The 13,263-nt window shown below is 58.9% G+C and carries 12 protein-coding genes and 1 pseudogene; 11 read left to right on the top strand and 2 right to left on the bottom strand.

Annotation, left to right across the window (positions count from 1 at the left end):
• The first annotated feature begins 151 nt into the window (after positions 1-151).
• From petA to HU722_RS05470, 6 genes are all read left to right on the top strand, one after another.
• A complete protein-coding gene (petA, locus tag HU722_RS05445) occupies positions 152-748 on the top strand; it encodes a ubiquinol-cytochrome c reductase iron-sulfur subunit (RefSeq protein ID WP_065875119.1) in 597 nt (198 codons plus the stop codon).
• Entirely contained in the window at positions 745-1,956 is a 1,212-nt protein-coding gene (locus HU722_RS05450) for a cytochrome b (RefSeq protein ID WP_065875118.1), read from the top strand. Before petA ends, HU722_RS05450 begins: the two co-directional genes overlap by 4 nt.
• On the top strand, positions 1,956-2,735 hold the full coding sequence (locus HU722_RS05455; protein WP_065879619.1) for a cytochrome c1: 780 nt from the start codon (positions 1,956-1,958) through the stop codon (positions 2,733-2,735). Before HU722_RS05450 ends, HU722_RS05455 begins: the two co-directional genes overlap by 1 nt.
• Before the next feature lie 149 nt (positions 2,736-2,884).
• Positions 2,885-3,502 carry a glutathione S-transferase N-terminal domain-containing protein gene (locus tag HU722_RS05460; RefSeq protein WP_065875116.1) on the top strand — a complete coding sequence of 206 codons (618 nt, stop codon included), beginning with the start codon at positions 2,885-2,887 and terminating at the stop codon, positions 3,500-3,502.
• A 17-nt stretch (positions 3,503-3,519) separates the two neighbouring features.
• Positions 3,520-3,939 carry a ClpXP protease specificity-enhancing factor gene (locus HU722_RS05465; RefSeq protein WP_065875115.1) on the top strand — a complete coding sequence of 140 codons (420 nt, stop codon included), beginning with the start codon at positions 3,520-3,522 and terminating at the stop codon, positions 3,937-3,939.
• A 158-nt stretch (positions 3,940-4,097) separates the two neighbouring features.
• Positions 4,098-4,847, top strand: coding sequence for a FadR/GntR family transcriptional regulator (locus HU722_RS05470; protein WP_065875114.1), 750 nt, complete (start codon positions 4,098-4,100; stop codon positions 4,845-4,847).
• A 24-nt stretch (positions 4,848-4,871) separates the two neighbouring features.
• Here the strand turns inward: HU722_RS05470 and HU722_RS05475 are convergent, their stop codons facing one another.
• On the bottom strand, positions 4,872-5,066 hold the full coding sequence (locus tag HU722_RS05475; RefSeq protein ID WP_065875113.1) for a hypothetical protein: 195 nt from the start codon (positions 5,064-5,066) through the stop codon (positions 4,872-4,874).
• Positions 5,067-5,257: 191 nt separating this feature from the next.
• A pseudogene (locus HU722_RS05480) lies at positions 5,258-6,414 on the bottom strand (phospholipase).
• Between the two features lie 233 nt (positions 6,415-6,647).
• Here HU722_RS05480 and kdgD point away from each other — a divergent pair.
• From kdgD to HU722_RS05505, 5 genes are all read left to right on the top strand, one after another.
• Entirely contained in the window at positions 6,648-7,559 is a 912-nt protein-coding gene (gene kdgD / locus HU722_RS05485) for a 5-dehydro-4-deoxyglucarate dehydratase (protein WP_049710004.1), read from the top strand.
• Positions 7,560-7,613: 54 nt separating this feature from the next.
• A complete protein-coding gene (locus HU722_RS05490; protein ID WP_065875111.1) occupies positions 7,614-9,059 on the top strand; it encodes an aldehyde dehydrogenase family protein in 1,446 nt (481 codons plus the stop codon).
• Between the two features lie 99 nt (positions 9,060-9,158).
• Positions 9,159-10,523 (top strand): MFS transporter, encoded by a 1,365-nt coding sequence (locus tag HU722_RS05495; protein WP_065875110.1) that lies wholly within the window; start codon positions 9,159-9,161, stop codon positions 10,521-10,523.
• A gap of 11 nt (positions 10,524-10,534) precedes the next feature.
• Entirely contained in the window at positions 10,535-12,088 is a 1,554-nt protein-coding gene (garD, locus tag HU722_RS05500) for a galactarate dehydratase (protein ID WP_065875109.1), read from the top strand.
• Between the two features lie 213 nt (positions 12,089-12,301).
• Positions 12,302-13,243 (top strand): AEC family transporter, encoded by a 942-nt coding sequence (locus HU722_RS05505; RefSeq protein ID WP_049710001.1) that lies wholly within the window; start codon positions 12,302-12,304, stop codon positions 13,241-13,243.
• The last annotated feature ends 20 nt before the right edge of the window (positions 13,244-13,263 follow it).

Below are 13,263 nucleotides of genomic sequence, written 5' to 3' on the forward strand. Positions count from 1 at the left end.
ATACTACAAGGCCTGGAGGCGGAGCCCCGGGCAATTCCCTTGTCATACGTGGGGCTTTTCATTACCATTCGGCAAAATTTTTATAAGTTCAGATTTAATACTTAGTAGACGCCTGATTTAACAGGCCAAAAAGCTGATGGGAGAGGACTGAATGAGCAATGACGGCGTGAATGCAGGCCGGCGTCGCTTCTTGGTAGCAGCCACATCCGTGGTGGGTGCTGCAGGAGCGGTGGGGGCTGCGGTCCCGTTCGTGGGGTCATGGTTTCCCAGTGCCAAGGCGAAAGCCGCAGGTGCACCGGTGAAGGTGAATATCAGCAAGATCGAGCCAGGCCAGCAGATGATTGCTGAATGGCGCGGCCAGCCGGTCTTCATTGTTCGTCGTACCGAGGAAATCCTGGGGAATCTCAAGAAGATCGAGGGCCAGTTGTCTGACCCCAAGTCCGAGAAGTCCGACCAACCCGCCTACGCCAAGAACGAAGCACGTTCGATCAAGCCAGAGATCCTGCTGCTGGTTGGTCTGTGCACCCATTTGGGATGCTCGCCAACCTTCCGCCCGGAAGTCGCTCCTGTGGACCTGGGCAAGGATTGGGTCGGTGGTTATTTCTGCCCCTGCCACGGTTCCCACTACGACCTCGCCGGCCGTGTCTACAAATCCCAGCCTGCGCCTTTGAACTTGCCGGTTCCTCCGCACGAGTACGAATCTGACGACATCATTGTCATTGGCCTCGATAAGGAGAACGCGTCATGAGTAAGTTCATGGATTGGGTGGATGCGCGCTTCCCCGCCACTAAAATGTGGGAAGACCATCTCAGCAAGTATTACGCGCCGAAAAACTTCAACTTCTTCTACTTCTTCGGCTCCCTGGCCCTGCTGGTGCTGGTTAACCAGATCATCACTGGCGTCTGGCTGACGATGAGCTACACGCCGTCGGCGGAGGAGGCGTTTGCTTCCGTTGAAGGCATCATGCGAGACGTCAACCACGGCGCCATCCTGCGTTTGCTGCATGCGGTCGGTGCGTCGATGTTCTTCATCGTCGTCTACCTGCATATGTTCCGTGGCCTGCTCTACGGCTCGTACCAGAAACCTCGCGAGCTGGTGTGGGTCTTCGGCATGCTGATCTACCTGGCGCTGATGGCCGAAGCCTTCATGGGTTACCTGCTGCCTTGGGGTCAGATGTCGTATTGGGGCGCCCAGGTGATCATCTCGCTGTTTGGGGCAATTCCAGTAATTGGCAACGACCTGACGCAGTGGATCCGTGGTGACTACCTGATCTCCGGCATCACCCTGAACCGCTTCTTCGCCCTGCACGTGGTGGCATTGCCCATCGTGATTCTGGGCTTGGTGGTGCTGCACATCCTGGCGCTGCACGAAGTGGGTTCCAACAACCCGGACGGCGTGGACATCAAGAAGCACAAGGACGAAAACGGCATCCCGCTGGACGGCATCCCGTTCCACCCTTACTACACCGTCAAAGACATTGTCGGCGTCGTGGTGTTCCTGTTCGTGTTCTGCTCGATCGTGTTCTTTTTCCCGGAGATGGGTGGTTATTTCCTGGAGAAACCTAACTTCGAACAGGCCAACGCCTTCAAGACGCCTGAGCACATTGCCCCGGTTTGGTACTTCACACCGTTCTACGCAATCTTGCGCGCAATCCCCGACAAACTCATGGGCGTGATCGCCATGGGCGCGGCCATTGCGGTGCTCTTCGTGTTGCCTTGGCTCGACCGCAGCCCGGTCAAGTCCATGCGCTACAAGGGCTGGCTGAGCAAGATCTGGCTGTGGGTGTTCTGCATTTCGTTCGTGATCCTGGGTGTGCTGGGCGTATTGGCGCCGACGCCTGAGCGTACGTTGCTGTCGCAGGTCTGCACCTTCCTGTACTTCGCCTACTTCATTCTGATGCCGTTCTATACCCGGCTCGAGAAGACCAAACCGGTTCCGGAAAGGGTGACTGGCTGATGAAAAAGTTATTTGTTGCATTGATGCTTGCGGCCTTGCCGCTACTGTCCTTCGCTGCCGAACACGGCGGCCCGGAACTGGAAAAAGTCGATATCGACGTGTCGGACAAAGCCGCCCTGCAGGACGGCGCGCGGACGTTCGCCAACTACTGCATGGGCTGTCACAGCGCCAAGTTCCAGCGTTATGAGCGTGTCGCCGATGACCTTGGCATTCCTCATGAAACGATGCTGGAGAAGCTGGTGTTCACCGGGGCCAAGATCGGCGACCACATGAACATCGGCATGAAGCCTGCGGATGCCAAGGCCTGGTTCGGTGCTGCACCGCCTGACCTGACCCTGGTGGCGCGCGTGCGCGGTACCGATTGGCTGTATGGCTACCTGAAATCCTTCTATGAAGACCCGGCGCGTCCTTACCAGGTCAACAACCGCGTGTTCCCGAACGTCGGCATGCCTAACGTTCTGGTCGGCCTGCAAGGCAAGCAAGTGGTAGGATGCAAGCAGATTCAGGTCGTTGAAGACGGCAAGAAGCAATACGATCCGTTGACCGGCACGCCGTTGACTCATGAAGCGTGCGATCAACTGACGATAGAGACTCCAGGTTCCCAGACTGAGGAGCAGTTCGACGGGACGGTCAAGAACCTCGTGACCTTCCTGGCCTACTCTGCCAACCCGGTCAAATTGCAGCATCAGCGCATCGGTACGTATGTGTTGCTGTACCTGGCTTTCTTCTTCGTATTCGCCTATCTGCTCAAACGCGAATACTGGAAGGATGTGCATTGATCCAACCGTAAGCAATTGCTGTTAATCTTGCGCGCCCAGCGGCATCTCTGAACACGTAGCGATCTGGTTGTACCAGGCGTTATAGAGATGCTCTCTGGGCGCGCTCGTTTTTGAGCTTTCGATAATTTCAACAAGCGAGGAGGACCGCCATGGGCGTGACCAACCGGTTGGCCTGTTACTCCGACCCCGCCGACCACTATTCCCACCGAGTACGCATCGTGCTCGCAGAGAAGGGTGTCAGCGCCGAGATCATCAGTGTGGAGGCAGGTCGTCACCCACCGAAACTGATCGAAGTGAACCCTTACGGCAGCTTGCCCACCCTGGTCGATCGTGACCTGGCGTTGTGGGAGTCAACCGTGGTGATGGAATACCTGGATGAGCGTTACCCGCATCCACCTTTGCTGCCGGTGTACCCGGTGGCGCGTGCCAACAGCCGCCTGCTGATCCATCGGATCCAGCGTGACTGGTGCGGGCTGGTGGATGTGATTCTGGACACACGCAGCAAAGAGCCGGCACGCGTGCAGGCGCGTAAGGAATTGCGCGAGAGCCTCACCGGTGTTTCGCCGTTGTTCGCCGACAAACCTTTTTTCCTCAGCGAGGAACAAAGCTTGGTGGATTGCTGCCTATTACCGATACTCTGGCGCTTGCCGATTCTCGGTATTGAACTGCCGCGGCCGGCCAAGCCGCTGCTTGATTATATGGAGCGCCAGTTTGCGCGTGAGGCTTTCCAGGCGAGTCTGTCTGGTGTCGAACGCGATATGCGCTAAGGCTTAAGGAGCCGCTGATGAACTCCAGTCGACCCTACCTGGTCCGCGCGCTCTATGAGTGGATTGTGGACAACGATTGCACCCCGCACATGCTGGTCAATTCTGAATTTGCTGCGGTTCAGGTACCGCAGGGTTTTGCCAGCGACGGGCAGATTGTGCTGAATGTATCGCCGAGCGCCGTGCGCCACCTGCACATGGACAACGAAGCCGTGAGCTTCGAAGGGCGTTTCGGCGGCGTGCCGCATACGCTGTACGTGCCGATTGGCGCCATCCTCGGCATTTATGCCCGGGAGAACGGCCAAGGCATGGTGTTCGATCTGGAGTCGCCTTTCGAGGATGACGAAGCGATCGAAGCAGAAGATGGCGACGATCTGCCGCCACCGGATTCCGAGCCGCCGCGCCCTAGCGGCCGGCCAAGCCTGAAAGTCGTGAAGTAACCGGTTTTCACCCTCGGGTGAGCCTCAAAAATGCCTCGACCTGTGTCGGGGCATTTTTTTGCGCGCAGGATATAAATGAAAGTCGTGCCCGGGCAGTGATCGTACAACCGCCATGGGCTATGATGCGTGTTCAAGTTCGCCGAGAAAAATGGATCATCATGGATAACGCCGCCACCGCCCCTCGTCTTCCCCGCAAGCGTCGCAGCCTTGCCCAGGAATTGGTCACGGTGTTGTCCGAGCAGATCCGCGACGGTCAGCTCAAACGTGGCGATAAACTGCCCACCGAGTCGGCGATCATGGAGGCCCATGGGGTCAGCCGCACCGTGGTGCGTGAGGCCATCTCACGCTTGCAAGCGGCGGGGCAGGTCGAGACCCGTCATGGTATCGGCACGTTTGTGCTGGATACGCCGAGCCCAAGCGGCTTCCGTATCGACCCGGCCACCGTGGTAACCCTGCGTGATGTGCTGGCGATTCTGGAATTGCGGATCAGCCTGGAAGTCGAATCCGCTGGTTTGGCCGCCTTGCGCCGCAGCGATGAACAGCTGGCAGCCATGCGTGCGGCACTCGATGCCCTGAATGAAAGCGCGGCCCACGCTGGAGATGCGGTGGCGTCTGATTTTGCGTTCCACCTCGAAATTGCGCTGTCGACCGGCAACCGCTACTTCACCGATATCATGACCCACTTGGGCACCAGCATCATTCCGCGGACCCGTTTGAATTCTGCGCGCCTGGCCCATGATGACCAGCAACATTACATGGGGCGTTTGAGCCGCGAACACGAAGAGATTTATGAGGCGATTGCGCGCCGGGATTCAGATGCGGCGCGGGCGGCGATGCGGTTGCATTTGACGAATAGTCGGGAGCGGCTGCGCCATGCTCATGAAGAGGCGGAGGCGCAGCGGGGGTAATTCTGGTAACAGTGAATTAACTATTCAGGCGAGGGTGAAGTCGATTTGGTCGACATTGCCTCCGTTGATTACGAAGTTCTTGGCTACGACCTCCAGAGCTGGATCACCATCAAGTTCAATCGTGTCCCCGATGTTGGGCAGGTCGGTAGCGTCAACGTTATGAGTCGCCGATTTAGATTTGTTGGAACGGGATTTAAAGGTGCACTTTTTAGTAGCCATGATATGCCTCACTGATTTTAGGATGAGTGAATGGCCTCCAAGGTGTTTGCGCCTCTTTTCGCGAAAGAGGTAACCCGGCGGTCGAATGCAAGCTACTGGCAGTTGATTCACCTGCGATACTGTCAGAAATGACAGTGGCGACGAGCGGTCCCATGCGCGCGTCTGCACACACACATGGGATTTCTGTTAACTCAAGGCTGCGGTGCGTTCGGCGTGTAGTCCTTCAACAACAAATACGTACTCCACCCCCACCAATCATTCGTCCAGTGCTTGTCGTTCAAGTCATTTACATCCTTACGACGCAGCACCTTGTCCCCCTCCATCTTGAACAGCGGTGAGAAGTTGTTCGCCGGGTTCTGCGCGGCATTCAGGTCCGGCACATACAGCGGCGCCTTGAAGTTGGCCGGGGAGGGCGCCACACCACTGATAAAGGTGTCGAAGACCTCATCCGCCGAAGCCTGCACTGCGCGTTTAACCTGCCCCCGGTTGTCCGCGTCGATGGCGTCGAAGTAGCGTTTATCCCCATAAGCGTGCCACTGATCTCCCAGGGCATTGCGCACCTTGAGCCCGAACTTGCTGTCTTCATCGTGCATGAAACGGCTGATCAGCGAGCCTAATTCACCGGGCGTTACCACTGCCGCCAACTGCTTGCGCGGAACCCGCAAGTGGCCTGCGGAAAACAGATCGGTCAAAAAGTGATCAGCAAAGCTGTTCATGGCATACGCCAGTTCCAAGGCCTGGTCGGTGCCGGTTTGGTGAGCCACCACGGCTTGTTGCAGCGCCGCCGTATGCCCCGCCAAATAGGCCGACAGCGCCCATTCGCCAAAGTGGTCGGCATTGTCCGCCGCCAGTTTCAGGTAGCGGCCCAACGGAACAAGCGCCGACACCGCGCTGCCACCGCCAGTGATGCGGTTCCATTCCTCAGACAACGTATCGCCCAGGGCGTCGTAGGCCTCATGGGCTTGCTTGCCGTCCTTTATCACCTGCTTGACCGCAGTGATCTCCTTTTGCATCACCGCCAGGATCTTGTGTGCTTCTTCTCGCGAAGCGGGCAGCACGGCCAGCGAGTTGAAAGCGGCAGTGAAGCGCTGCACGCGCTCGGCCGGCGACGCGCCATCGCTGATGGGCTGGCCGGGGATGCCATAGAAGTCGCCGCCCAGGGCGATCACTTGGCCATAGGTGAGCGCCAAGCCGTTGGGCAGGTGCAGTTCGACTTGGCGCGCGGGGATCGCCGGTGCGTCCTTGACGAAGCGCAACAGGGTGTCATCGCCGATGGCAGTGTGTTCACCGCCCTCGAAACGTAGGGTAGGCGGTTTTTTTCGGGTGCTGCGAGTTCAAGACCTGACATGTTAGCTCCTTGCTATGTCGTAGGAATCTTCCGTGATGACTGTATGCGCATACAGTATTGGCGAGCTTAGAGGAAAAATTTCCTACGTCAAGGAGGCGGCTCTAAACACCTTGCGGATGAAGTTTGATGAATTGCAGTTGACGAATATTTTTATAGTTGTACGATGACGTACGACATCACCAAAACCAACAATAACCTTTCGACAGAAAGTCTTTACCCAGGGTGTTCGAATAATGAATCCACAAGAACTGAAGTCCATCCTCTCCCACGGTCTGCTCTCTTTTCCGGTGACCGATTTCAATGCCCAGGGTGACTTTCACCAGGCGGGCTACATCAAGCGTCTAGAGTGGCTGGCCCCGTATGGCGCGACCGCCTTGTTCGCCGCCGGCGGCACGGGTGAGTTTTTCTCCCTCGCGGCCAGCGAATATTCCCAGGTGGTGAAAACCGCCGTTGATACCTGCGCGACCAGCGTGCCGATCCTCGCCGGCGTGGGCGGTTCGACTCGCCAAGCTATCGAGTACGCTCAAGAGGCCGAGCGTCTGGGGGCCAAAGGCCTGCTGTTGCTGCCGCACTACCTCACCGAAGCCAGTCAGGACGGCGTTGCCGCCCACGTTGAAGCCGTGTGCAAATCGGTCAAGATCGGCGTGGTGGTCTACAACCGCAATGTCTGCCGCCTGACCGCACCGCTGCTGGAACGTCTGGCCGAGCGCTGTCCGAACCTGATCGGCTACAAAGACGGCCTGGGTGACATTGAGTTGATGGTGTCGATCCGCCGTCGCCTCGGTGACCGTTTCAGCTACCTTGGCGGCCTGCCGACTGCAGAGGTTTACGCCGCTGCCTACAAGGCCTTGGGAGTGCCGGTGTACTCCTCGGCGGTGTTCAACTTCATCCCGAAAACCGCGATGGATTTCTATCACGCAATTGCCCGCGAAGATCACGCTACCGTTGGCAAAATCATCGACGACTTCTTCCTGCCATACCTGGACATCCGTAACCGCAAATCCGGTTATGCCGTGAGTATCGTCAAGGCCGGTGCAAAAATCGCAGGCTATGACGCCGGCCCGGTGCGTACGCCGCTGACCGACCTGTTGCCGGAAGAATACGAAGCCCTGGCCGCGCTGATCGACAAGCAAGGCCCGCAATAACCTATCTATAAGGCCGCTGAGCAATCAGCGGCCTTTTGCGTCAGGAGAAGATTCGTGTCCCAAGCCCAACGTTTTGACAACTACATCAACGGCCAATGGGTGGCCGGCGCTGACTATTGCGTCAACCTCAACCCGTCGGAGTTGTCCGATGTCATTGGTGAATACGCCAAGGCTGATGTTGCCCAAGTCAACGCCGCCATCGATGCTGCTCGCGCGGCGTTCCCGGCCTGGTCCACTTCCGGCATTCAAGCGCGCCACGATGCCTTGGATAAAGTCGGCAGCGAAATCCTCGCGCGCCGCGAAGAGCTCGGCACCTTGCTGGCTCGTGAAGAGGGCAAGACCCTGCCCGAGGCCATCGGCGAAGTGACTCGCGCCGGTAACATTTTCAAGTTCTTCGCCGGCGAATGCCTGCGCTTGTCCGGTGACTACGTGCCGTCGGTACGCCCGGGCGTCAACGTTGAAGTCACTCGCGAAGCCTTGGGTGTGGTCGGCCTGATCACCCCGTGGAACTTCCCGATTGCCATCCCCGCGTGGAAGATCGCCCCAGCCCTGGCCTACGGCAACTGCGTAGTGATCAAGCCTGCTGAACTGGTACCGGGCTGCGCCTGGGCCCTGGCCGAAATCATCTCGCGCGCCGGTTTCCCTGCCGGTGTATTCAACTTGGTGATGGGCAGCGGTCGCGTAGTGGGCGATGTGCTGGTCAACAGCCCGAAAGTCGATGGCATCAGCTTCACCGGTTCTGTGGGTGTAGGTCGCCAGATCGCTGTCAGCTGTGTCTCGCGCCAGGCCAAAGTGCAGTTGGAAATGGGCGGCAAGAACCCGCAGATCATCCTCGACGATGCCGACCTCAAGCAGGCCGTCGAGCTTTCGGTACAGAGCGCGTTCTACTCCACCGGCCAGCGTTGCACCGCCTCCAGCCGCTTGATCGTCACCGCCGGTATTCACGACCAGTTCGTCGCGGCCATGGCGGAACGCATGAAGTCGATCAAAGTCGGCCACGCCTTGAAAAGCGGCACCGATATCGGCCCGGTCGTTTCCCAGGCCCAGTTGGACCAGGACCTCAAGTACATCGACATCGGCCAAAGCGAAGGTGCGCGGCTGGTCAGCGGTGGCGGCCTGGTGACCTGTGATACCGAAGGCTATTACCTGGCGCCGACGCTGTTTGCCGACAGCGAAGCCGCCATGCGCATCAGCCGTGAAGAAATCTTTGGCCCAGTCGCCAACGTTGTGCGCGTGGCGGACTACGACGCGGCGCTGGCCATGGCCAACGACACCGAGTTCGGTTTGTCGGCGGGCATTGCCACCACTTCCTTGAAGTACGCCAACCACTTCAAACGCCACTCCCAGGCCGGGATGGTGATGGTCAACCTGCCAACCGCGGGTGTGGATTATCACGTTCCATTCGGTGGCCGTAAGGGCTCATCCTATGGTTCGCGTGAGCAAGGTCGCTATGCGCAAGAGTTCTACACCGTGGTGAAGACCAGCTACATCGGTTCGTAACAGCGACATCAGGTGGGGGCCAGATGCCTGCTGGCTCCCCCAACAAAAAAACAGAAAACCATTACCCGCAAAAAAAATAATTAGTGGGAGTACTTCTACATGCAAGCGACCAAGCCGACCCACGTCCGCTATTTGATCCTGCTCATGCTGTTCCTGGTGACCACGATCAACTACGCCGACCGGGCCACCATCGCCATCGCAGGTTCCAGCCTGCAAAAAGACCTCGGCATCGACGCGGTCACCCTCGGTTACATTTTCTCCGCATTCGGTTGGGCCTACGTGGCCGGGCAAATCCCCGGCGGCTGGCTGCTGGACCGCTTCGGCTCGAAAAAAGTCTATGCCCTGAGCATCTTCACCTGGTCACTGTTCACTGTGCTGCAAGGCTATGTCGGTGAGTTCGGTGTCTCCACCGCTGTTGTTGCGCTGTTTATGCTGCGCTTCATGGTGGGCCTGGCCGAAGCGCCATCCTTCCCCGGTAACGCACGTATCGTGGCAGCGTGGTTCCCTACCGCTGAGCGCGGTACCGCCTCGGCGATCTTCAACTCGGCGCAATACTTCGCCACCGTGTTGTTCGCGCCACTGATGGGCTGGATCGTCTACCGCTTCGGCTGGCAGCACGTGTTTATCGTGATGGGCGTGATCGGCATTATCTTCTCGCTGATTTGGCTGAAAGTTATCCACAGCCCGCGCCAGCACCCGCTGATCAACGAAGCTGAGCTCAATCACATCGCCGCCAACGGCGCGATGGTCGATATGGATCAGGACAAAGGCAAGGGCAAGAAAACCGACGGTCCGAAGTGGGATTACATCCGCCAGTTGCTGACCAACCGCATGATGCTCGGCGTCTACTTGGGCCAGTACTGCATCAATGGCATCACTTATTTCTTCCTGACGTGGTTCCCGGTGTACCTAGTGCAGGACCGTGGCATGACCATCCTCAAGGCGGGTTTCATCGCCTCGTTGCCAGCGATCTGCGGGTTTATCGGTGGCGTGCTCGGTGGGGTGATTTCCGACTACCTGCTGCGCAAGGGCCATTCCCTGACGTTCGCGCGCAAAGCACCGATCATTGCCGGCCTGTTGGTCTCCAGCAGCATCATCGCGTGTAACTACGTTGACGTTGAGTGGATGGTCGTGGGCTTCATGGCGTTGGCCTTCTTCGGCAAAGGCGTTGGCGCACTGGGTTGGGCGGTAGTGTCCGACACTTCGCCGAAACAAATCGCCGGCCTCAGTGGCGGCTTGTTCAACACCTTCGGTAACCTGGCGTCGATCACCACGCCGATTGTCATCGGCTACATCATCGCCACCACTGGTTCGTTCAAGTGGGCCCTGGTGTTCGTCGGCGCCAACGCACTGGTGGCGGTATTCAGCTATCTGGTCATCGTCGGTCCGATCAAGCGTGTGGTGCTCAAAGAGCCGCCAGCCAAAGGCCCAGAGCTGACCAACCTTACCGAAGCGCATTCCTGAGGGGCGATGTAATGCAGTTGATTGAACATGCCGACTCGCCGCGCTCGATTCGTTTGCACGAGCGCGACAACGTGGTGATCGTGGTCAATGACCAGGGCGTACCGGCCGGGACGGAGTTCCCGGACGGCCTGGTGACCGTGGATTTCATCCCCCAGAGCCACAAGGTGACCCTGGAAGATATCCCTGAAGGCGGTCAGATAATTCGCTACGGCCAGACCATCGGTTACGCCTTGGCGCCGATTCCGCGCGGCAGTTGGGTGCAGGAAGATCAACTGCGCATGCCGACCGCGCCGCCGCTGGACAGCTTGCCGCTGTCCACTGAGGTGCCTGAGACCCAGGCGCCGCTTGAAGGGTTTACGTTCGAGGGATACCGCAATGCCGACGGCACCGTGGGCACGCGCAATATCCTCGGGATCACCACTACGGTGCAGTGCGTCACCGGGGTGCTGGACCATGCGGTCAAGCGCATCAAGGATGAGTTGCTGCCCAAGTACCCGCACGTCGACGACGTAGTGGCGCTGACCCACAGCTACGGCTGCGGGGTGGCGATCACGGCGACGGATGCCTACATCCCGATCCGTACCGTGCGTAACCTGGCGCGCAACCCGAACCTGGGCGGCGAAGCACTCGTGATCAGCCTGGGCTGCGAGAAATTGCAGGCCGGGCAGGTCATGCACGATAACGACAGCTCCGTCGACCTTAGCGAGCCGTGGCTGTATCGACTGCAGGACTCCAGCCACGGCTTCACCGAAATGATCGAGCAGATCATGGCGCTGGCCGAGACGCGCTTGAAGAAGCTCGACCAGCGTCGCCGGGAAACCGTGCCGGCGTCCGAGCTGATCCTGGGCATGCAGTGTGGCGGCAGTGATGCATTCTCCGGCATCACCGCCAACCCGGCGTTGGGCTATGCCTCGGATTTGCTGTTGCGGGCGGGGGCGACGGTGATGTTTTCCGAAGTCACTGAGGTGCGTGATGCCATCTACCTGCTGACTTCGCGTGCCGAGAGCAAGGAAGTTGCCCAGGAACTGGTCAGGGAAATGGACTGGTACGACCGTTACCTGGCCAAGGGCGAAGCGGATCGCAGCGCCAACACCACGCCGGGCAACAAGAAGGGCGGCTTGTCGAACATTGTCGAGAAGTCCTTGGGCTCTATCGTCAAATCCGGCAGCAGCGCAATTAATGGTGTGCTGGGCCCGGGCGAGCGTTTCAAGGGCAAGGGCCTGATCTTTTGCGCCACGCCGGCCAGTGACTTTGTGTGCGGCACCTTGCAACTGGCGGCGGGGATGAACCTGCACGTGTTCACCACCGGGCGTGGCACGCCTTATGGGCTGGCGATGGCGCCGGTGGTAAAGGTGTCGACCCGCACGGAGCTGGCGCAGCGCTGGCCGGACCTGATTGATATCGACGCCGGGCGTATTGCGACCGGGCGCGCGAGCATCGAGGAGTTGGGTTGGGAGTTGTTTCACTTCTACCTGGATGTGGCCAGCGGCAAAAAGCAGACGTGGGCGGAGCATCACAAGCTGCATAACGACATCACCTTGTTTAACCCTGCGCCGATTACTTGACTGTAGTGAGCGGGCTTGCCCCGCGCTGGGGGGCGAAGCCGCCCCAAACCCAGGCGACTGAGTTCCAACTGGAGAAACTCAGTGCCGGAGATGGGGCGGCTTGCCCCCCAGCGCGGGGCAAGCCCGCTCACTACAGGTATCTGGACCAGACGAAGCGGCCCGCACTGGCTTATCATTAGCCACCTAACGACGGTCACCAAGGTTCTCCCCGGCATGCTGGCAATTTTCCTCACCACCCTCACCATCACCGCGCCGGTGTTTGCCATGCTGTTCCTCGGTGTGCTGCTCAAGCGCATCAACTGGATCAACGACAACTTTATCCACACGGCTTCGTCCCTGGTGTTCAACGTCACCATGCCGGCGTTGCTGTTCCTCGGCATCCTGCATGCCGACCTGCATTCGGCGCTCAAGCCGGGCTTGCTGATTTACTTTTCCGTCGCCACCTTGCTCAGCTTTGCCCTGGCCTGGGGCTGGGCGATCTTTCGATGCAAGCGTGAAGACCGAGGCATCTACACCCAAGGCGCGTTTCGCGGCAACAACGGGGTGATCGGCCTGGCGCTCGCGGCCAGTATGTACGGCGACTACGGTATCTCCCTCGGCGCGATCCTCGCGGCGCTGGTGATCCTGTTCTACAACACGCTGTCGACCATTGTGCTGGCGGTGTACAGCCCGGTGATCAAGTCCGACCCGTGGAGCATTTTCAAAAGTGTGGTGGCCAACCCGCTGATCATCAGTGTGATCGTGGCTGCGCCGTTCGCCTATTTTCAAATCGGCCTGCCGGGCTGGCTGGAAAAATCCCTGCAGTACCTGGCAGACACTACGTTGCCACTGGCGTTGATCTGCATTGGCGGCACGTTGTCCCTGGCGGCATTGCGCAAGAGCGGCAACATGGCGTTGAGCGCGAGCTTGATGAAAATGGTCTGGCTCCCGGTCGTCGCCACTCTGGGGGCATGGTTGCTTGGCTTCCGAGGGCCAGAGTTGGGGATTTTGTTCCTGTACTTCGGCGCACCCACCGCCGCTGCAAGCTTCGTGATGGCCAGGGCGGCTGACGGTAACCATGAATTGGCGGCGGCGATTATCGTGATCACCACCTTGATGGCGGCGGTGACTACGAATATCGGGATTTTTGTGTTGCAGGCGGGTGGTTGGATCTGAGAGTGGCGGTGTGGTTCAGG

The sequence above is a fragment of the Pseudomonas tritici genome (assembly GCF_014268275.3).
GTDB classification, from domain to species: Bacteria; Pseudomonadota; Gammaproteobacteria; order Pseudomonadales; family Pseudomonadaceae; genus Aquipseudomonas; species Aquipseudomonas tritici.